The organism is Shinella sp. CPCC 101442 (genome assembly GCF_024704725.1).
In the GTDB taxonomy this organism is placed as follows: domain Bacteria; phylum Pseudomonadota; class Alphaproteobacteria; order Rhizobiales; family Rhizobiaceae; genus Shinella.
In genome coordinates, this window is sequence record NZ_JALIQS010000001.1 from 448,250 (window position 1) to 466,922 (window position 18,673).

Annotated in this window: 21 protein-coding genes; 3 read left to right on the forward strand and 18 right to left on the reverse strand. The window is 64.4% G+C overall.

What is annotated here, in order from left to right:
• Positions 1 to 107 precede the first annotated feature (107 nt).
• Positions 108 to 473: a YbaN family protein gene (locus tag MUO32_RS02085; RefSeq protein ID WP_257946572.1), complete on the forward strand. Its 366-nt coding sequence runs from the start codon at positions 108 to 110 to the stop codon at positions 471 to 473.
• Between the two features lie 4 nt (positions 474 to 477).
• Positions 478 to 1,917 carry a deoxyribodipyrimidine photo-lyase gene (locus MUO32_RS02090; protein WP_257946573.1) on the forward strand — a complete coding sequence of 480 codons (1,440 nt, stop codon included), beginning with the start codon at positions 478 to 480 and terminating at the stop codon, positions 1,915 to 1,917.
• Here the strand turns inward: MUO32_RS02090 and phnN are convergent.
• The 14 genes from phnN to phnG all read right to left on the reverse strand — a co-directional run bounded on the left by phnN (position 1,914) and on the right by phnG (position 14,168).
• Positions 1,914 to 2,519 (reverse strand): phosphonate metabolism protein/1,5-bisphosphokinase (PRPP-forming) PhnN, encoded by a 606-nt coding sequence (phnN, locus tag MUO32_RS02095; protein ID WP_257946574.1) that lies wholly within the window; start codon positions 2,517 to 2,519, stop codon positions 1,914 to 1,916. The two genes, MUO32_RS02090 and phnN, sit on opposite strands and share 4 nt — an antisense overlap.
• Positions 2,516 to 3,649 (reverse strand): alpha-D-ribose 1-methylphosphonate 5-triphosphate diphosphatase, encoded by a 1,134-nt coding sequence (locus MUO32_RS02100; RefSeq protein WP_257946575.1) that lies wholly within the window; start codon positions 3,647 to 3,649, stop codon positions 2,516 to 2,518. The genes phnN and MUO32_RS02100 overlap by 4 nt, the downstream gene beginning before the upstream one ends.
• 1 nt (position 3,650) lies before the next feature.
• Entirely contained in the window at positions 3,651 to 4,358 is a 708-nt protein-coding gene (locus MUO32_RS02105; protein WP_257946576.1) for a DUF1045 domain-containing protein, read from the reverse strand.
• A 96-nt stretch (positions 4,359 to 4,454) separates the two neighbouring features.
• The gene (gene phnE, locus MUO32_RS02110; protein WP_257946577.1) at positions 4,455 to 5,957 is read right to left on the reverse strand and encodes a phosphonate ABC transporter, permease protein PhnE; all 1,503 of its coding nucleotides are present in this window, start codon (positions 5,955 to 5,957) and stop codon (positions 4,455 to 4,457) included.
• Between the two features lie 9 nt (positions 5,958 to 5,966).
• Positions 5,967 to 6,929 carry a phosphonate ABC transporter, permease protein PhnE gene (gene phnE / locus MUO32_RS02115; RefSeq protein WP_257946578.1) on the reverse strand — a complete coding sequence of 321 codons (963 nt, stop codon included), beginning with the start codon at positions 6,927 to 6,929 and terminating at the stop codon, positions 5,967 to 5,969.
• Positions 6,930 to 7,002: 73 nt separating this feature from the next.
• On the reverse strand, positions 7,003 to 7,908 hold the full coding sequence (gene phnD / locus MUO32_RS02120) for a phosphonate ABC transporter substrate-binding protein (protein ID WP_257946579.1): 906 nt from the start codon (positions 7,906 to 7,908) through the stop codon (positions 7,003 to 7,005).
• A gap of 80 nt (positions 7,909 to 7,988) precedes the next feature.
• Positions 7,989 to 8,837 carry a phosphonate ABC transporter ATP-binding protein gene (gene phnC / locus MUO32_RS02125; RefSeq protein WP_257946580.1) on the reverse strand — a complete coding sequence of 283 codons (849 nt, stop codon included), beginning with the start codon at positions 8,835 to 8,837 and terminating at the stop codon, positions 7,989 to 7,991.
• Between the two features lie 152 nt (positions 8,838 to 8,989).
• Positions 8,990 to 9,604 carry a DapH/DapD/GlmU-related protein gene (locus MUO32_RS02130; RefSeq protein ID WP_257946581.1) on the reverse strand — a complete coding sequence of 205 codons (615 nt, stop codon included), beginning with the start codon at positions 9,602 to 9,604 and terminating at the stop codon, positions 8,990 to 8,992.
• A complete protein-coding gene (gene phnL, locus MUO32_RS02135) occupies positions 9,601 to 10,308 on the reverse strand; it encodes a phosphonate C-P lyase system protein PhnL (RefSeq protein WP_257946582.1) in 708 nt (235 codons plus the stop codon). Before phnL ends, MUO32_RS02130 begins: the two co-directional genes overlap by 4 nt.
• A 2-nt stretch (positions 10,309 to 10,310) precedes the next feature.
• On the reverse strand, positions 10,311 to 11,087 hold the full coding sequence (phnK, locus tag MUO32_RS02140; protein ID WP_257946583.1) for a phosphonate C-P lyase system protein PhnK: 777 nt from the start codon (positions 11,085 to 11,087) through the stop codon (positions 10,311 to 10,313).
• Positions 11,084 to 11,962, reverse strand: coding sequence for an alpha-D-ribose 1-methylphosphonate 5-phosphate C-P-lyase PhnJ (locus MUO32_RS02145; protein ID WP_257947150.1), 879 nt, complete (start codon positions 11,960 to 11,962; stop codon positions 11,084 to 11,086). Before MUO32_RS02145 ends, phnK begins: the two co-directional genes overlap by 4 nt.
• Before the next feature lie 2 nt (positions 11,963 to 11,964).
• Positions 11,965 to 13,065: a carbon-phosphorus lyase complex subunit PhnI gene (locus MUO32_RS02150; RefSeq protein WP_257946584.1), complete on the reverse strand. Its 1,101-nt coding sequence runs from the start codon at positions 13,063 to 13,065 to the stop codon at positions 11,965 to 11,967.
• A 3-nt stretch (positions 13,066 to 13,068) separates the two neighbouring features.
• Entirely contained in the window at positions 13,069 to 13,689 is a 621-nt protein-coding gene (gene phnH / locus MUO32_RS02155; protein WP_257946585.1) for a phosphonate C-P lyase system protein PhnH, read from the reverse strand.
• The gene (phnG, locus tag MUO32_RS02160) at positions 13,689 to 14,168 is read right to left on the reverse strand and encodes a phosphonate C-P lyase system protein PhnG (protein WP_257946586.1); all 480 of its coding nucleotides are present in this window, start codon (positions 14,166 to 14,168) and stop codon (positions 13,689 to 13,691) included. Before phnG ends, phnH begins: the two co-directional genes overlap by 1 nt.
• Before the next feature lie 90 nt (positions 14,169 to 14,258).
• On the opposite strand from phnG, the gene phnF reads away from it, so the two are divergent.
• Positions 14,259 to 15,002, forward strand: a complete 744-nt coding sequence (phnF, locus tag MUO32_RS02165) for a phosphonate metabolism transcriptional regulator PhnF (RefSeq protein ID WP_257947151.1) — start codon at positions 14,259 to 14,261, stop codon at positions 15,000 to 15,002.
• Here phnF and MUO32_RS02170 read toward each other — a convergent pair.
• The 4 genes from MUO32_RS02170 to MUO32_RS02185 are packed head-to-tail and all read right to left on the reverse strand — an operon-like array spanning position 14,999 to position 18,649.
• Positions 14,999 to 15,781 carry a class I SAM-dependent methyltransferase gene (locus MUO32_RS02170; RefSeq protein ID WP_257946587.1) on the reverse strand — a complete coding sequence of 261 codons (783 nt, stop codon included), beginning with the start codon at positions 15,779 to 15,781 and terminating at the stop codon, positions 14,999 to 15,001. The genes phnF and MUO32_RS02170 overlap by 4 nt on opposite strands.
• Positions 15,781 to 16,587: an ABC transporter ATP-binding protein gene (locus MUO32_RS02175; RefSeq protein ID WP_257946588.1), complete on the reverse strand. Its 807-nt coding sequence runs from the start codon at positions 16,585 to 16,587 to the stop codon at positions 15,781 to 15,783. Before MUO32_RS02175 ends, MUO32_RS02170 begins: the two co-directional genes overlap by 1 nt.
• Positions 16,584 to 17,612, reverse strand: coding sequence for an iron ABC transporter permease (locus MUO32_RS02180; RefSeq protein WP_257946589.1), 1,029 nt, complete (start codon positions 17,610 to 17,612; stop codon positions 16,584 to 16,586). The genes MUO32_RS02175 and MUO32_RS02180 overlap by 4 nt, the downstream gene beginning before the upstream one ends.
• Positions 17,609 to 18,649, reverse strand: coding sequence for an ABC transporter substrate-binding protein (locus MUO32_RS02185; RefSeq protein WP_257946590.1), 1,041 nt, complete (start codon positions 18,647 to 18,649; stop codon positions 17,609 to 17,611). Before MUO32_RS02185 ends, MUO32_RS02180 begins: the two co-directional genes overlap by 4 nt.
• Between the last annotated feature and the right edge of the window lie 24 nt (positions 18,650 to 18,673).

Genomic DNA, 18,673 nt, shown 5'->3' on the forward strand with positions numbered 1-18,673 from the left:
AATGCCCCACGATCATCTTCGTTCCACAGCCGCGGCACCTTGCCCCTTGGAGCCGGCGGCAAAGCACTCTATCTGAGCGGTCGATTGGATTTTCAGCGAGGCTCCCTGTGCGCACGATCTACATGATGGCCGGCCTCCTGATGACGGCGCTCGGCATTGTCGGTGCCTTTTTGCCGCTCCTGCCGACGACACCCTTCCTGCTCGTCGCTGTCTGGTGTTTTTCACGCTCTTCGCCGCGTCTCGAGCAATGGCTGCTGAACCACAGGACGCTCGGCCCACCGCTCAAGAACTGGCGGCGTGAAGGCGCAATTTCCGCCCGCACCAAGGTCTTCGCCGTCAGCCTGATCGTCGCAAGCTACGCCTTCTTTTTCTACCGTACCCAGCCTTCGGCCCTGCTTGCCGCAGTCGTCGGTCTGGTCCTTTCGTGCAGTGCCCTCTTCATCCTGACCCGCCCGCTGCCGAAAGGGCAATGAGACCATGACGGAGCCGAGAAAAATCCCTGTCATCGTCTGGTTCCGCCGAGATCTTCGCACGGATGACAATTCAGCCCTTTCCGCCGCGGCCGACAGCGGCCAGCCCGTCGTGGCGCTCTATATCCGCGAACCGGACACCGGCACGGGACCTCTCGGCGGAGCGCAGCAATGGTGGCTGCACCATTCACTGACTGCGCTTGGCGAGACCCTCAAGGCGCTAGGAACGCCACTTATCCTGCGCAGCGGCGATGCGGGCACGGTTCTGGACAAATTGATCGAGGAAACAGGCGCCGAGACGGTCTACTGGAACCGCCGGTACGATCCAGCGGGTATCAGGATCGATACGCATATCAAGGCCTCCCTGAAGGCGCGCGGCATCGCGGCAAAGAGTTTTGCGGGCGAATTGCTGCACGATCCGACCCGCCTGCTGACGGGTGAGAAGAAGCCCTACCGCGTCTACACGCCCTTCTGGCGCGCCCTGGAACGGGATGGCGAGCCGCCTGAGCCGTTCGATGCGCCGGAAAAGCTCGATACCCCGCACCCGGCGCCAAAATCCGAAACGCTTGGTGACTGGGGCCTGCTGCCGAGCCGACCCGATTGGGCCTCGGCATTCGGCGAGGTCTGGACGCCAGGTGAAGATGCGGCTCTCGAGCGCCTCGACACCTTCGTCGATGGCGCGATCGACGGGTACAGGGTGAAACGCGACCATCCCTCCATCGACGCCACCTCCCTGCTGTCGCCGCACCTGGCGATGGGCGAAATCTCCCCGGCGCGCGTATGGCATGCGACGCGCGGCCTGAAGGCGCCGACGGACGATGTGATCCATTTCCGCAAGGAGCTGGCCTGGCGCGAATTCTGCCACCACCTGCACTTCCATTTTTCAGTCCTGGCCGAGAAGAACTGGAACGACCGCTTCGACGCCTTCCCCTGGCAAGGTGGCACCACGGAGTTTTTAGCCTGGACACGCGGCCAGACCGGTTATCCCATCGTCGATGCCGGCATGCGCCAGCTCTGGAAACATGGCTTCATGCACAACCGTGTGCGCATGATCACCGCTTCCTTCCTCATCAAACATCTGATGATCGACTGGCGGCGCGGCGAAAAGTGGTTTCGCGACACGCTCGTCGATGCGGATGCGGCATCGAATGCGGCGAACTGGCAATGGGTCGCCGGTTCGGGCGCCGATGCCTCCCCCTTTTTCCGCATCTTCAATCCGATCCTGCAGGGCGAGAAATTCGATCCTGACGGCACCTATGTGCGCAGCTTCGTACCGGAACTGCAAAAGCTCGATTCCGCCTTCATCCACAAGCCCTTCGACGCACCCGAAAGCACGCTGAAGAAGGCCGGCGTGGTGCTGGGTGAAACCTATCCGAAGCCGCTTGTCGACCACGCCAAGGCCCGCGAAAGAGCACTCGGCGCCTACAAGGCATTGAAGGACAGTTAGCCCTCGCGCGACAGAGCCGAGGCAAGCAGCGAGACCAGCGCTTCGCCCGCGTCCTCCAGCGCGCCACTGTTGTCTATGACGACGGTATCGGCAGCGATCACGATTTCCGGCGCGGCGCGGTCGAGGCGCTTGGCAATGGCCTCGGCACTTTCCCGGCCGCGTGCGGCAAGGCGGGCAGCGAGAATTTCCGGGCGCGCGGTGATCAGCACGACCTTCAGGCGCGTAAAAACGTCCGCGAAGGCCGGTAGCGCGGAGCGGCTGCCATTGGCGACCAGCGTGACGCCTACCGCAAGGTCGCCGAGCGTTTCACGCGGGATCCCGTAGGAAAGGCCATGCGCATCCCAGGACACGGCAAAGGCACCTTCGCTCTCGCGTCGGCGAAAACCGTCCGCATCGATCGCCTCGTGCGCCTCCCCGCCGGCATCCGCCGGGCGGGTGATGACGCGGCGCACGAAGGTCACCCGCGCTTCGTCGGCGAAGCGCCGGGCGGCGTAGGCCATGACGCTGTCCTTGCCCGCCCCGCTCGGGCCGACCACCACCACCATCGTGCCGGCGGCAACCGTCAATGGCGGCGCGCCGGCGATTTCGGCATCCATGGTCATGCCACCCGCTTGCCCTGCCGCCAGACCGAGCGCACGACCGGAACGCCCTCCAGGCGGCGCACACGCACGACATCGGCGCGCAAGCCCCTGGCAATGGCGCCACGATCATCGAGACCGACGGTGCGGGCCGGCGTGGTCGAGACCATGGCGATGGCCTTGCTGAGGTCCATGCCCTCGTCGGCGAGGATGAACGGCGCATGCATCAGGCTGAAGGGCACGTAGTCGGACGAGAGCACGTCGAGCACGCCCATCCCGGCGAGGTCGCGCGCGGCGATGTTGCCGGAGTGGGACTTGCCGCGCACGATGTTCGGCGCGCCCATCAGCACGCTCATGCCTGCGCCGTGCGAGGCTTTGGCGGCTTCGAAGCTCGTCGGAAATTCAGCAAGACGGATGCCATAGCCGATGGCTTCCTCGACATGTTCGAGCGTCGCATCGTCGTGGCTGGCGACCGAAATGTTTCGGGCAGCGCAGGAGGCGGCGATGGCGTCGCGGTGCGGCTTGGCGTAGCGGGCGGAAAGATCCTGCTGGCGCTTGCAGAATTCAGCGAACTCGGCGTCCGAAAGGCCGCGCTTCTTCTGGTAGTAGAGGACGTATTGTTCCATCGTCTGGAACTGGCGCTGGCCGGGTGCATGGTCCATCAACGAGACGAGGCGCACCAGCGCATCGTCCTCGAACTCCTCGTAGTGGTCGAGCACATTGTCGGTCGAGACCTCGCAGCGCAGGTGAATGAGGTGCTCAGCGCGCAGGCGATCCTCGCTCTGGGCTTGTGCGATGGCATCGGCCATGGCGCGCATCTCACCCTTTTCGAAGCCGCCGTCCTCGTCGGAACCCATGCGCAGGCAGTCGAAGACCGTGGTGATGCCGGACGTCACGACCTGCGCGTCATGCGCCTGGATCGCCGCCGTCAGGCCCCAGCGCACACCGGGACGCGGCGAGTAGTGCGCTTCGAGGTGGTCGGTATGCAATTCGACAAGACCGGGGATGAGGAAGTCGCCTTCCATATCCTCGCCGGTAGCCGTGGATCCTGCGGAGATGTCGGCGATGAGGCCATCGCGCAGCACCAGCGTGCCATCGAGGATCTGGTCCTCAAGCACGATGCGGGCATTGGAAAGAACGGTTTCGCGGGTCATGTCAGGCGGTCTTTCTGTTGGCGGCCCCACCCAGCGGGAAGAGCGAATGGACGGTGAAATCGGCGCTGCGCGAGGGTTCCCGGAAAAGCGCGAGGCCTGAAACCGGCAGCGCTTTGCCGTGGAATTCGGCGAACTGATCGAGGAGCACGCCTTCGACGGCATCGCGGCGATCAGCCGGAACGCGCCCCGTCAGCGTCATGTGGAAGCGGAACTCGTCGAACACGTAGGGATAACCCCATTGCACGAGATTCTGACGCTCGTCCGTCGTCAGCTCATCCGGCTTGCGGCGCGCGATGTCGGCGGAGCTGAGCGGTGCGCGGAAGCGTTCGAAGCGACGCACGACCTCGCCAGCGAAAGCATGCAGCGGATCGCATTGCTCCCCCGGCACCAGCGCGAAGAACGAGCCGATGCGACCGACGACGACTTCGGGGATCTCGAAGGGTTCGATCTCGGACACGAAGCGGCCGATCTCGGCGATCAGTTCGGCCTCGCTGCGGCCCTCGGCGAGCGAGAAAGGCGCTTTCAGCGTGGCGTGAAAACCATAGCGGCGCGGATCGGCGGTCAAACCCGCAAGCGCCTCGGCTTCGAAACCGCTCACGGCCGGTTGCTCCAGGCGTGCGCCCGTAAAGGCATTGCGACCCAGCCAGCGCTGCGCGGCAAGGGTCAGCGGATCGCAGGCGGACGGCGTGAAGTAGAGGGCGTAACGCAAGGGCTCATTCCTGTAAAAGTCGGTTGACGCCGCCTGGAAGGGCGACGCCGGAGCTTGAAGGGATTCGTGTGGCAGCATCATGCCGCCACGGCGATATCAGTGCGCCGGCTTGCCCATCAGGCGTGAGCGAAGCGCATTCGAGATTCCATCGAAGACGAAGACGACGATGAGGATCAGGAGCACCATATAGGCGACGTTCTCCCAATCCGAATTGGTGCGCATCGCTTCCCAGAGCTTGAGGCCGATGCCGCCAGCCCCGACCGCGCCGATGATCGTGGCAGAACGGGTGTTCGATTCCCAGAAATAAAGCGCCTGCGAGGCAAAGAGCGGCATGACCTGCGGCAGCACGCCGTAGCGCTGTACGGCGACGGGCGCTGCGCCCACGGACTTCACGCCCTCGCGCTGCTTGTCGTCGATGTTTTCAAGCGCTTCGGAATAGAGTTTTCCGAGCGTGCCGGTATCGGTGAAGAAGATCGCCGACATGCCGGCCAGCGGCCCCGGGCCGAAGGCGCGGGTGAAAAACAGCGCCCAGATCAGCATGTCGACGGAGCGCAGGAAGTCGAACAGCCGCTTGGTGATCTGGTTGGAAAACCAGTTGCGCGTGATGTTGCGCGCCGCAAGGAAAGCGAGCGGGAAAGCCAGCAGCATGGCGAACAGCGTGCCGACGAAGGCCATGACGATGGTCTGGAGCAGCTTCGTCCAGACGTCGAGATGCTGCCATTCCGCATTGTAGAGAATGTTGTTCCAGGCAAGCGAGAGGTTCGACTGCTTCGCGTCGATCCGGTCACCCGAGGTGATCAGCGAGACGACCTCCGAGGTCGATTTTCCATGGAACGGCGAGTTCGTGTCGAAGATGAAGTTTGCCCAACCGAGGAAGCGCCTGCGGATGCTGACGTCGCCAGCCTCGATTTCGCCCCAGCCAGCGAATCCGAAGGCAAGCGTGATTTTTTGGCCCGGCGTCTTCTGCGTCGCCCAGGCCGGCAGCGCGCCTTCGGGTTTCACATGAGAGCCCGTCATATCGACAACCAGCGTCTCGCCGGCATGCTGGACGGTCACGCGGTCCGGCACGACCTCGACGCTCGTTGACGAATTGAGCGTGATCCTCGCACGTTTGACCACCTCCTCTTCGCGCGTCGTCGCGGTCGCCATGCCTTCTGCGGCGGCAGCCGAGCCGCCGAGGACGGCCCCCTCGCCCATGAAGCCCATGGATGCGGGTTTCTTGGCCGTGGTGATCGATGCTCCCGCGGCCGGAGTCGTGCGGGTCATCGTGCCGCGCTCGATTTCCACCCAGTCGGGCTCGGCATTGGGCCCGAGCGGCGAGAACCGTGGGAAGGTGAGCTTCATCGCGCCATCATCGGCAATGGTCACCTCGGGACGCACCTCGTAGGAAACCCAGTCGGCGAGATAGGTGCCGGCAATGTTCCAGTTGGCCGTGCCGAGCACATGGCCGATGGCGAAGAACCACCAGCAATAGAGCGCGTAGAGCACGAAGCCGCCGGTGATGAACGCCACGCGAAAGCGCTGCCAGAACGAGCGGTGGAAGACGGCCGGATGGCGTGCCGCGATCTCATCCATCTCAGCGGGATTGAGGGTCGTCATGGCACACTCCTATTGGGCCAGCCGGAAGGCATGATCGCCGACCAGCTTGCGGCGCAGCCAGGCGGAAAACTGGTCGACGGCGATGATGGTGATGAGGAGAAGCAGCACGATGGCGAGCGTCTTGGCCTGATGGTTCTGGCCGATCGACAGGCGCAGCAATTCGCCGATACCGCCGCCGCCGACGGCGCCGATGATGGTCGAGGCGCGCACATTTATTTCAAGGCGCAGCAGGAAATAGCTCACGAAGTTCGGCAGGACCTGCGGCACGATACCGAACCAGACGCGCTCGATCCAGCTGGCGCCCACGGCGCGAAGCCCTTCTTCCGCCTTCATGTCGGCATTCTCCACCACCTCGAAGAACAGTTTTCCGAGTGCGCCGACCGTGTGGATCGACACGGCGATGACGGCTGGGAGAGGCCCAAGGGAAAGAATGGCGAGGAAGAAGCCGGCCAGCACGACTTCCGGAAACGCGCGCAGGATTTCCATGAAGCGGCGAACGAAGCCGCGCAGCAGGCGATTGGCGACGAGGTTCTTGGCGGCGAGGAAACAGAGCAGAAAGCCGAAGACCATGCCGATGATGGTGGAGAATAGCGCGATGTTCAGCGTCTCCAGCATCTTGTGGAAATATTCCGGGATGTAGAGGCTCTCTGTGATGTAGAGCCGGCCTTCGGGATAATTGTACTTGAAGCTGCCGTCGTCATAGGGCGACGGCAGGTCGAACAGCGCGCGGAACACTTCGAGGCCATCGCGCGGCACCATGTCGCCGACGAAGTCGAAGAGATAGGGCAGCCGGTCGAAGAACTTGCCGGCATTCGTCTCGTTGGCGAACCACAGCGAACCGGAAAGCGCGACGGCCAGGATGGCAAGGCCGAGCCAGGTGTAGAGGCGGCGCCGTGCGTTCAGCTCCTGCCAGTGCCGCTCGATGAGAGCGCCCTTCTCGCTGAAGCCGTCGTGAAGCGTGTTCAAGGCCATGTCTGTTCCGCCTGGGCTCAAAAAAGACGAGGCGCCGGCCGGGTTGCGGCCGGCGCCAGTGTCTGCGTGGCTATCAGCCGCCGATCGTTGCCTTGCGGGCGTCGATGATCGGCTTGTAGAAGTCGACGTTGACTTCCGTGAACGAGGTGAAGTCGCCACCCATGACGGCTGCGAAGCAGGCGGCGTCCTTCTTCGGCAGGTCGAGCATGAACTGCTTGAACTTCGCCTTGGTCTCGTCGGCGAGCGACGTGCGAACGACGATCGGGCCGTTCGGGATCAGCGGCGACTTCCAGAGTTCGACGATGTCGTTCATGTCGAGAATGCCCTTCTCGACCATCTTGTGCAGGTTGCCGGACGTGTAGCCGTCCTTCCACTCGCCAACGCCCGAACCGAAGGTCGTGCCGGCGTCGAAGGTGCCCTTCAGCACTTCGAGGACGAGGTTTTCATGACCGCCGCCGAAGCCGGTTTCAGCGAAATATTCCTTGACCGGGCCGCCGATGGCTTCCGGCAGGGTGACGAGCGGTACGAGGTAGCCCGAGGTCGAGTCCGGGTCGGCGAAGCCGAGCTTCTTGCCCTTGAGGTCTTCGAGCTTGGTGATGCCGCTGTCCTTGCGGGCGACCATGATCGAGTGGTAGCCGGTCGAGCCGTCGGTCTGGACGGTCGTCAGGATCGGCTCGACGGCGTCGGCCTTGGCGAGGTAGATCTTGGCAAAGCCGGAAGCGCCGAGTTCGGCGTAGTCGAGCGTGCCGCCGAGCAGGCCCTGGATGACGCCGTCATAGTCGGCAGCCGGGAAGAACGAGACCTTCTCGAAGCCGAGTTCGGCCTTCAGGTGATCGCCGAGGCACTGGTAGTTGCGCAGGCGGTCGGCTTCGTTTTCGCCACCGATGATGCCGACGCGGAATTCCTTGAGGTCTTCAGCCTGGACGTGGCCGGCGAGCGCGATGAGCGCGACGGCGCCGAGAAGTACTTTCTTCAGCATGGTCTCTCTCCTGTTTGACCGGCTTTGCCGGACTGGAAGTTGTCTGACCCTTTACGCGGGTCGTTCGATCCCGGCGGAGCTCAGAGCCCGGCCAGTGCCAGCGGTGTCGGGCTGGCGGATTCCTTGATATTGTCCTGGCGGGCCGGGTTGCGGATCGCCGTGGAGGTGAGGCTCTCGTCGATCTCCGCGCCATCGGCGCCCGTGCCGTAGATCGTGCGCACCGCTTCGCTGTCGAGCTCGCGTGCCGACCCGTCGAACACGACGCGGCCGTGCGCCATGCCGATGATGCGTTCGCAATAGGCGCGTGCCGTGTCGAGCGTGTGAAGGTTGGTGATCACAGTGATGCCTTCGCGCTCGTTGATGTCGCGCAGCGCGTCCATGACGATCTTGGCGTTGAGCGGGTCGAGCGAGGCGATCGGCTCGTCGGCGAGCAGCATCTTCGGGTTCTGCATCAAGGCACGAGCAATCGCCACGCGCTGCTGCTGCCCGCCGGAGAGCGTGCCGGCCGGCTGGAGCGCCGTCTGCTCGATGCCGAGGCGCTCGAGGGCCGCAATCGCCATGATGCGCTCTTCGCGGGTGAAGAGATTGAGGATGCTGAGCGTCGTCGAACGGTGGTTGAGGCGGCCGAGCAGAACGTTGGTCAAGACGTCGAGGCGCGGCACGAGGTTGAACTGCTGGAAGATCATCGCACAGTCGCGCTGCCAGTTGCGCAGTGCTGAACCGCGCAACGACGAGACCACGACGTCGTTGAAATGGATCGAGCCTTCGCTCGGATCGGCAAGACGGTTGATCATGCGCAGCATGGTGGACTTGCCGGCACCCGAGCGGCCGATGACGCCGACCATCTGGCCCTGCGGGATGTCGAAGGTCACTGCGTCGACCGCAACGCGCTCGCCGAAACGGCGGGTGACATTCTTCAGTCGGAACATGGCGGATCCCTCTAATTCAGTAGCGAGCCCGTGATGGGGCAATGTCGTTTTCGGGACTGGCTGTAAACGCTGTTGATGAAGCGGCGATGTCAGTTTCATGTCGGAAAAATTACAGTCCACAGGCCTGAATTTCCGGCATTGCACATGCCCGCTCAGCCGTCGTGACGGGCAAGAAAGGCTTCTGCGTCAAGTTTGCGAAAGTCGTCCAAAGCGGCACGCAACCGGGCATGATCCCAGTCCCACCAGGCGAGTTTTTCCATGCGCTCGGCAATGCTTCGCGGGAAGCGTTCGCGGATGACTTTCGCTGCCACGCCGCCGACGATCATGTAGGGTTCGACGTCTTTTGTGACGACCGCGCCGGACCCTATGACAGCCCCGTTGCCGATTGTGACACCCGGCAAAATCGTCGAGCCATGGCCGATCCACACGTCATGGCCGACGGTGACGCGATGCTCGCGCCGCCAGGAGAAAAATTCGCTCTCGTGGTCCGCATCGGGCCAGTAGTCGTTGGCCCGATAGGTGAAGTGGTGCAGCGTCGCGCGCCACATCGGGTGATTGGTCGCGTTGAGACGGACCGACGAGGCAATGTTGGCGAACTTGCCGATCGTCGCGCACCAGACCGAACCGCCCTCCATGATGTAGGAATAATCGCCGATCTCGGCCTCGCTGATGCGGCAGTTCTCGGCGATTTCGGTGTAGCGGCCGAGCACCGTATCGGAGACGATGGCTGTCGGGTGGATCAGCGGCGTTTCGGACAGCTTGGTCATGCGGCGGCCTTTCGCGGGGAAAAGGCCGAGACGTCAACGATGCGGTCGGCGACCTTTTCGCGCACGTCCTCGTCATGGAAGATGCCGAGCAGCGCGACGCCGGCCGCCTTCTTCTCCTCGATCATGCCGACGACGACGGCGCGGTTCTTCGCGTCGAGCGAGGCGGTCGGCTCATCGAGCAGCAGGATGCGGTGATCGGTGATGAAGCCGCGGGCGATGTTGACGCGCTGCTGTTCGCCGCCGGAGAAGGTGGCGGGCGGAAGCTGCCAGAGTTCGCGCGGCAGGTTGAGCCGGGCCAGCATGGCCTCTGCCGTCGCCTTCGCCTCGGCCGCATCGACGCCACGGGCGGTGAGCGGTTCGGCCACGACATCGACGGCCGCGACGCGCGGCACGGTGCGCAGGAATTGGCTGACATAGCCGAGTGTCGCCCGGCGAACCGAGAGGATCGTGCGCGGATCGGCGGTCGCGAGATCGAGCAGCTTGCCATCGTGATCGACCAGGATCTGGCCGGTATCGACGGCATAGTTGCCGTAGACCATCTTGAGCAGCGAGCTTTTGCCTATGCCGGACGGGCCGCCCAGCACGACGCATTCGCCTGACTTCACCGAGAAGGTGACGTTCGACATGACAGGCAGTCGGATGCCGTCGCGAAGATGCATGGTAAAGCTCTTCGCAACTTCGGAAACAACGAGGGGTGTGGGCATGGTTACACCTGAAGGATCGAGGAGACGAGGAGCTGGGTATAGGCTTCGCGCGGATCGTCGAGTACGCGGTCGGTCAGGCCCTGCTCGATGACGAGGCCGTCCTTCATCACCATCATGCGATGCGAGAGGAGACGCGCCACGGCGAGATCGTGCGTGACGATGATCGCCGAGAGGCCAAGGTCCTGGACGAGGCCGCGCAACAGATCGAGCAGGCGGGCCTGCACCGAAACGTCGAGGCCGCCCGTCGGCTCGTCCATGAAGATGAGGCGCGGCGAGGTGACGAGATTGCGGGCGATCTGCAGGCGCTGACGCATGCCGCCGGAAAAGTCGCGCGGCTGATCGTCGATGCGATCGACGCTGATTTCGACGCGGCCGAGCCAGGAGCCCGCCGTCTCGCGGATATTGCCGTAATGCCGCTCGCCGACGGCCATCAGCCGCTCGCCGACATTGGCGCCGGCCGACACGGCCATGCGCAGGCCATCGGCCGGGTTCTGGTGCACGAAGCCCCAGTCGGTGCGCATCAGGAAGCGGCGCTCCGCCTCGCTCATGCGGGAGAGTTCACGCATTTCGCCATCGCGCATGCGGTACTCGACCGAGCCGGAGCTCGGCATCAGCCGCGTTGCGAGGCAATTCAGCAGCGTCGTCTTGCCGGAGCCGGATTCGCCGACGATCGCCAGCACTTCACCGGGCCAGAGGTCGAAGGAGACATTCTTACAGCCGATGCGCGCGCCGTAGAATTTCGAGATGTCGCGGACTTTGAGAAGCGGCATGTCGGTCATTCGGCAGCCTCCTTGTTATAGGCGAGATGGCCGCGGTGGCCGTGGGCGCAGCGGTCTTCGCAGTGGTCGGTATCCGAGCAGACGAACATCCGCCCGCCCCTGTCGTCGAGCACCACCTCGTCGAGATAGACATTCTCTGCGCCGCACAGCGCGCAGGGCTTGTCGAAGGTCTGGATCTCGAAGGGATGGTCCTCGAAATCGAGGCTGACGACCTCGGTATAGGGCGGCACGGCATAGATGCGCTTTTCGCGACCCGCGCCGAACAGCTGGAGCGCTTCCGACATGTGCATCTTCGGATTGTCGAATTTCGGGGTCGGCGACGGGTCCATGACGTAGCGACCCTCGACCTTCACCGGGTAGGCGTAGGTGGTGGCGATATGGCCGTTCTTGGCGATATCCTCGTAGAGCTTGACATGCATCAGGCCGTATTCTTCCAGCGCATGCATCTTGCGCGTCTCGGTCTCGCGCGGTTCGAGGAAGCGCAAGGGCTCCGGGATCGGCACCTGGTAGACCAGCGTCTGGCCGGCCGTCAGCTTCTCCTCCGGGATACGGTGACGTGTCTGGATGATCGTCGCCTCGCGGGTCTTCGTCGTCACCGCGACATTGGCGACCTTCTGGAAGAAGGCGCGGATGGAGACGGCGTTCGTCGTGTCGTCGGCGCCCTGGTCGATGACTTTCAGCACATCGTCCGGTCCGAGGATCGCCGCCGTCACCTGCACTCCGCCGGTGCCCCAGCCATAGGGCATGGGCATTTCACGCGATGCGAAGGGCACCTGATAGCCGGGAATGGCGATCGCTTTGAGGATCGCCCGGCGGATCATGCGTTTCGTCTGTTCGTCGAGATAGGCGAAATTGTAGGTCGCCAGATCGGTCATATTCATTCTGCGGCCTCCGGAAGATCGATGTTCTGCGCGGCCTCGTATTCCCGCCGCATGCGGCGCACGAGATCGAGTTCGGCCTGGAAATCCACGTAATGCGGCAGTTTCAGGTGCTCGACGAAGCCGGTCGCCTGGACGTTGTCCGAATGGGAAATGACGAACTCCTCGTCCTGCGCAGGCGCCACGATATCCTCACCGAACTCTTCCGCACGCAGCGCACGGTCGACGAGCGACATGGCCATGGCCTTGCGCTCGCTCTGGCCGAAAACGAGGCCATAGCCGCGGGTGAACTGCGGCGGGTTTTTCGCCGAGCCCTTGAACTGGGCGATCATCTGGCACTCGGTCACCTGGACGCGGCCGAGCGAGACGGAAAAGCCGAGTTCCGGCATATCCAGTTCCACCTCGACCTCACCGATGCGCACTTCGCCAACGAAGGGATGGGTGCGGGCATAACCGCGCTGGGTCGAATAGCCGAGCGCCAGCAGGAAACCTTCATCGCCACGGGCGAGCGCCTGCAAACGCAGGTCACGCGCCATCGGGAATTCCAGCGGCTCGCGCGTGATGTCGCCTGCGACATGGCCGTCCGGCAAGCTGCCATCGTCCTCGACCAGGCCTTCATCGGCCAGGATGTCGGAGACGCGCATGACCGCCTCGCCGGGCTCTTCCCGCTCCAGGCCCGCTTCGACAGTCTCGTCACCCAAAAGTGACGGGTCGAGAAGGCGGTGGGTATAGTCGAAGGTGGGGCCGAGAAGCTGGCCGCCCGGCAGGTCCTTGTAGGTCGCCGAGACGCGGCGCTCGATCAGCATGGCGCCCGTCTCGACCGGCTTGGAATAACCGAAGCGCGGCAATGTCGTGCGATAGGCACGCAGGATGAAGATCGCCTCGATCATGTCGCCGCGCGACTGCCGGATGGCGAGCGCAGCCAGCGCACGATCGTAAAGCGAGGCCTCTGCCATCACGCGGTCGACGGCGAGGCCAAGCTGGGCGACGATCTGCTCGATGCCGATTGCCGGCAGCGAGCGGTCACCGCGGCGGCGGTCGGCGAGAAGGCGATGGGCGTTGGAGATGGCGGCTTCGCCACCCTTGACGGCAACGTACATGGTTCAGGCCTCCCCTGCGGCAGATTTGACGCGAAGAACGGTGGTGCGCGGCAGGCAGAGGATGCCGTCACCGGCAACGAGGATCAGGTCCACGCCGCGCGGAAAACCCTGCCGGTTCTCCGACCAGAAATGCGGGAACATGTCCGGCAGGCCGATCGGCGCGATCTCTTCTTCCGTCCGGATGCCCGGGCCGGTCAGCACCAGCGGCCGACCACCCTCGAAGGCCTCGATTTCGACGACGAGCGTCGTCGAGCGATCCGGATATTCCTGCGTGCCCTGGGCGAACAGGCAGAGATTGGGCAGCATCGCACCCTTTTCCACGAAGGCGAAACGGGCGTCCTGCCGCTCTTCCGTCACGGTCGCGCCGGCATTGAAGGCGAGCCAGCCGGGCAGCGCCGACTTGGCAAGCACCGGCGTCAGCCAGACCGATGTGTCGTGATCGCAGAGCGTGAGCGCCACGGCACCAGCGGTAGCCTTGAGCGGTGCGGGCGGCGTCACGGTCGCGGCAACGCGGCCGATCGTGCCAGGACGGGCCATACAATCCATCAGCGTGCGGAAGACGGCCTGCGCCTCGAACACCGGCTTCTGAAAACCGCCAGCAAAGGCGAGCGTATCGAGTGACATCAGTCCTCTCCCCGAACCATGGTGAAGAAATCGACGCGGGTGGCCGCCGTCTGGCGGGCCTTTTCGGCGTCCTCTTTGGCAACGCGGGCGGCCACGGCATCGAGCAGCGTCTCGACCTCGGCCTTGCGGGCCGGCTGCTGGAACAACGCGTCGAATGTCGCCGCAAGACGCGCCTTTGCGCCATCGGTGCCGAGCGTCTGGCCGTGACCGACCGTGCCGTCGTCGAGGCGGATGCTGGCGCGGCTTACCGTCGCCTCACCGAGATTGAACGGCGCGCCGCCGCCACCGATGCGGCCACGCACCATGACGAGGCCCGTCTCCGGACCGCGTACAGGCTGCACGGTCGGCTTGTCGGCGAGCGCGCCGAATGCCGCCTGCAACTCGGCCCGACTTGCCTTCGCAAGCAGGCCCATTGCCTTCTGCCGTTCAGCCCCGGCATCCTTGCCGGCGACTTCTGCAGATTTGTTTAGTGATGCCATTGCCTCATCTCCAAATGTCTATTAATCTAGACAACCGAACATCTAAGTCTTGTCTTAACGGGCGGGAATGACAAGGGTGTGACAATGGGAATTTCGGGGGCGAAAATGGTGGAACGGCAATCGGGCGTGGCGCTGTGGCGGCAGATCGCGGATCGCATGCGGCTTGCGATCAACAATGGGGATTACGACGAAACCGGCATGATGCCGCCCGAAACGGTACTGGCTGCCCGTTTCGGCGTGAACCGCCACACCGTGCGCAGCGCCATGGCGGCGCTGGCGGAGGAAGGCATCGTGCGCCCGATTCAGGGTATCGGCACCCGCATCGAGCGGCGCGACCGCCTGCGCTTTCCCATCTCGCGCCGAACACGGTTCGCGCAGGGCCTCGGCAACCAGGCACGCGACATCGAAGGCAGGATGCTGGAAGCGGCGACGGAAGTTGCGCCCGGCATCGTCGCGGAGGCGCTCGGGATGCCCACAGGCACGCTTTGTGTGCGCATGGAGACCGTGAACAGCGCCGACAAGCGCCCCATCTCACGCGCGACGCATTATTTCCCGGCCGAACGCTTCGCGGAGATTGGCGCGATCTTCGAACGAACCCGCTCGGTCACTGCGGCCTTCCGCGAACTGGGCGTACCCGACTATGTCAGGCGCTCGACGGAAATATCGGCCATCCACGCCGAGGGCGACGACATCAGGCACCTGAAACTCTCGCCCGGAGCCATCATCCTCGTCGCGACAGCCATCAACACCGACCTTGAGGGAAGGCCGATCCAGTTCTCCCGAACCCGCTTTGCCGCCGACCGCGTCAAGCTGACGGTGGAGATGGACGCTTAGGCCGGCTTGCGGCAGCAGAGAATGAAGCGGCGATAGAGCAACGTACGCAGCTTGTTGCGGAGATCCGCGGTTCGCCGCTGCGCGACCGCAACCGGTGCATGCGAGCCGACCGCAAAGTCGCGAAAGCCGGCCGCTTCGAGGAGTGGCAGCACGCGCTCGGCGGTCAGTCCGTCGCCAAAGGGCAGGCGCTCCATGATGCTGGCATGCCGGTCGCTCATCGCACCGTCATAATGCGGATCGGCGCCGACAAAGCGATCGAGCACAGCGATAGCGCGGCTTGCCAGGCGGCCAATCCGGGTGGGGGCGGCCCAGTCACCGTCGAAAAACAGCAGCGTACCGCCGGGCTTCAGCATGCGATGCCAACAGGCAAAGGCCTGCTCGGGCGTCGTCAGCGTCCAGACGAGATGGCGGCAGACGATGGCGTCATAGCTTTCGTCCGGCTCCATCGGGTTTTCCGCGTCCGCGAGCAGGAAGCGCAAGCTCTTTGCCCCGGCGTGCTTCTTGCGCGCAACCGCCAGCATCGCCTCGGAAAAGTCGAGTGCCGTCACCGCATGGCCGAGCGAGAGCAGCAGGCGCGTCACCTCCCCCGTCCCGCAGGCCAGTTCCAGCACGCGGCGCGGCTCGGGTCCGAGACGTTGGCGGATTGCCGCTGCCCAGGCGTCGAATTCGGGGCCTTCGGGAATGCGATGGCCGAAGGCCAGATCGAAGGTTTGCGAGCGGCGCGACCAGTATTCGCGGATGTCTTCCTTGAGGTGGTTGTTGGGGAGCGTGCCGTGCATCACGTCCCCTCACCTGCAACAAGCTTCAGACGCGGCGGGCGCGGTTCCGGCCGACGATAGCGGATGAAGCAGCCGCCGCCGGCGTCACGCTCCACATCCACCGTGACACCAAAGACCGCCTGCAAGCGCTGCGGCTCCAGCACTTTGGCGGGCGTGCCAAGCGCCACGATGCGGCCCGCCTGCATGACGGCGATGCGGTCGCAGAACATGGCGGCGTGGTTGAGATCGTGAAGTGCCGCGACGACGGTCAGGTCCTGTTCGCGCACGAGCTGGAGCAGACTGATCTGGTGTCCGATATCGAGATGGTTGGTCGGCTCGTCGAGCAGCAGGATCGGCGATTGCTGGGCAAGCGCCCGGGCGATGTGCAGCCGCTGCCGCTCGCCGCCGGAGAGCGTATGCCAGAGCCGGCCGGCGAAATGCGCCATGTCGACCTCCTCCAGCGCTCGGTCGACGATGGCGTCATCGGCCCGTGACCACGGCGTCAGCGCACCGAGATGCGGCGTGCGGCCGAGTTCGACGGCCTGGCGCGCCGTGATGCGCTCGGTCGTTTCCGCCTGCTGTTCGACGAAGGCTATCCGCCGGGCGATGGCCTGCCGGCCATGCTCCGAAAGCGGCTTGCCGTCGAGCAGCACGGAACCCGCCTGCGGCTTGCGGATGCCTGAGAGCAACGACATCAAGCTCGTCTTGCCGGAGCCGTTCGGGCCGATGATGCCGAGAAACTCACCGGGACGGACATCGAGCGAGACATCCGACAGGATGGCCGCGCCGCCGGCCGACCAGTGCAGGTTCTTGGAGGAAAGCGTCACAGGGCAGACCTCCTCTGGCTGAGGATGAGCGCGAAGGCCGGTGCGCCGAACAGCGCCGTGATGACGCCGATGGGCAGGACCTGGCCGGGAATGATGACGCGCGACAGCACATCCGCCGCGATCATGAAGATCGCGCCGATCAGCGCGGAGGCGGGCAAAAGCAGGCCGTGGCGGACACCAACCACCATGCGCGCGGCATGGGGAATGACGAGGCCGACGAAGCCGATCGAGCCGACGATGGACACCATGGTCGCCGTCAGCAACGCAGAGATGGCGATGAGCACGACATAGACGCGGCGCACGGGAATGCCGAGCGAAGCGGCCGATTCCGTGCCGAAGGTGAAAGCGTCGAGCGCACGCGCGTGCCAAAGGCAGACGATGAGGCCGAGGATTGCAACCGGCAGCGCCAGCCAGACATCCGGCCAGCGCACGCCCGAGAGATTGCCGAGCAGCCAGAACATGATGCCGCGTGCCTGTTCTGCGCTTGCCGCCTTGGTGACGATGAAGGAGGTCAGCGCATTGAAGAGCTGCGAGCCCGCGATGCCGGCAAGGATAATCGCGCTCGTGCCGCGGCCGGCGCGCAAGGCCAGCGCACTGACGAGGCCGAAAGCGACGATAGCGCCGAGAAAGGCACCGGCAGGCAATGTCAGGGCGCCCGCGCCGATGCCGAGGATCGCCACGCTGACAGCCCCCGTCGAGGCACCCGCCGAAATGCCGAGGATATACGGATCGGCCAGTGCATTGCGCAGCAGCGATTGCAGGATCACGCCGCAAAGCGCCAGCGCAGAGCCGCAGCAGGCGGCGACCATCGCCCGGCTCAGCCGGTAATTCCAGATGATCCCCTCGTCGATGGGTTCCAGCGCATAGCCGGCGTGCCAGAGGCGATTGGCCACCGTCTTCGCCACCACGTCGAGCGGAATCGCCGTCTCGCCGACCGCAGCCCCGACGCCGAGCGCAAAAAGCAGGAGGACGAGCGCCGCGAAAGCGGCGCCCGTCCGACGCAGTATGGGGCGATCGGCGATCACTTGGCCAGACCAGCCTTCTCGATCGCATCGGCAAGACCTTCGAGACCCTCGATCGTGCGGATCGTCGGGTTCATGGCCTGCGCGTCCATGTCGAAGACATAGTTGTTCTTGACGGCCGGCATCAGGCTTGCGACCGGGTCGGTCTTCAGGAAGTCGACCTTCGCTTCCAGGCTGTCGAGCGGATAGCGCCGGCGGTCCATCGAACCGGCGACGATCATCGTCGGAGCCGCCTTGGCGATGGTTTCCCAGCCGACCGTCGGCCATTCGTCCTCGGTCTTGATGATGTTTTCGATGCCGAGCGCCGACATGATGTAGCCCGGTGCGCCGTTCTTGCCGGCGACATAGGGATCGGCATCGGCGGCGCTGGAGAACCAGAACACGGCCGAGAGCTTGTCCTTCACCGCGGCGACCTTGGTGCGGGCCGCCTCCTCGCGCGCCTTCAGCGCCGCCACGACCTCTTCGCCCTTGTCCTGGATATTGTAGATCTGCGCCATTTCGCGGATTTCCCGGTAGACGAGATCCATGGTGAAGACCTGATGGCGAACGCCGTCGCTGGCTGCACTATTCTCCTTGCCGACGCAATCGGACGGCGAGGTGTAGACGGGAATGCCGAGTTCCTCGAACTGCTCGGGCTTGGCAACGACGCCTTCCGGGCCGACCTGCCACTCGAACTGCACGGTCACAATATCAGGCTTCTTGGCAAGCACGCTTTCGAAGCTCGGCTCGTTGTCGGCAAGACGGTCGATCTTGGCGTTGACGTCCTCGTAGCCCTTGAGCACCGGGCCGACCCAGAGCGCCGTGCCCACCACCTTGTCGGCAAGGCCGAGCATGTAGAGGATTTCGGTCGAGCTCTGGCCGATCGAAACGGTCTTCGTCGGCGCCTTCTGGAAGGTGACCGGGCGGCCGCAATTCTGCAGCGTCAGCGGATATTGCGTCTCGGCGGCCTGGGCCGTGCCGGAGGAAAGAACAAGCACCGCAGCGCCGGCTAATACGGAAACGAGGGTGGCGGCGCGTGCGGCCGCAGGGAACATGATCATGGTTTTCTCCGGAGAAAGGAAAGC

Bases quoted from the DNA above. Each gene is read 5' to 3' on its own strand.
- MUO32_RS02130 (WP_257946581.1), bottom strand. From the start codon at position 9,604: ATGACCAAGCTGTCCGAAACGCCGCTGATCCACCCGACAGCCATCGTC.
- MUO32_RS02185 (WP_257946590.1), bottom strand. From the start codon at position 18,649: ATGATCATGTTCCCTGCGGCCGCACGCGCCGCCACCCTCGTTTCCGTA.
- phnE (WP_257946577.1), bottom strand. From the start codon at position 5,957: ATGACGACCCTCAATCCCGCTGAGATGGATGAGATCGCGGCACGCCAT.
- phnG (WP_257946586.1), bottom strand. From the start codon at position 14,168: ATGGCATCACTAAACAAATCTGCAGAAGTCGCCGGCAAGGATGCCGGG.
- MUO32_RS02145 (WP_257947150.1), bottom strand. From the start codon at position 11,962: ATGACCGATCTGGCGACCTACAATTTCGCCTATCTCGACGAACAGACG.
- MUO32_RS02090 (WP_257946573.1), top strand. From the start codon at position 478: ATGACGGAGCCGAGAAAAATCCCTGTCATCGTCTGGTTCCGCCGAGAT.
- phnN (WP_257946574.1), bottom strand. From the start codon at position 2,519: ATGACCATGGATGCCGAAATCGCCGGCGCGCCGCCATTGACGGTTGCC.
- phnH (WP_257946585.1), bottom strand. From the start codon at position 13,689: ATGTCACTCGATACGCTCGCCTTTGCTGGCGGTTTTCAGAAGCCGGTG.
- MUO32_RS02100 (WP_257946575.1), bottom strand. From the start codon at position 3,649: ATGACCCGCGAAACCGTTCTTTCCAATGCCCGCATCGTGCTTGAGGAC.
- MUO32_RS02150 (WP_257946584.1), bottom strand. From the start codon at position 13,065: ATGTACGTTGCCGTCAAGGGTGGCGAAGCCGCCATCTCCAACGCCCAT.
- phnL (WP_257946582.1), bottom strand. From the start codon at position 10,308: ATGCCCACACCCCTCGTTGTTTCCGAAGTTGCGAAGAGCTTTACCATG.
- phnK (WP_257946583.1), bottom strand. From the start codon at position 11,087: ATGACCGACATGCCGCTTCTCAAAGTCCGCGACATCTCGAAATTCTAC.
- phnE (WP_257946578.1), bottom strand. From the start codon at position 6,929: ATGGCCTTGAACACGCTTCACGACGGCTTCAGCGAGAAGGGCGCTCTC.
- MUO32_RS02170 (WP_257946587.1), bottom strand. From the start codon at position 15,781: ATGCACGGCACGCTCCCCAACAACCACCTCAAGGAAGACATCCGCGAA.
- phnC (WP_257946580.1), bottom strand. From the start codon at position 8,837: ATGTTCCGACTGAAGAATGTCACCCGCCGTTTCGGCGAGCGCGTTGCG.
- phnD (WP_257946579.1), bottom strand. From the start codon at position 7,908: ATGCTGAAGAAAGTACTTCTCGGCGCCGTCGCGCTCATCGCGCTCGCC.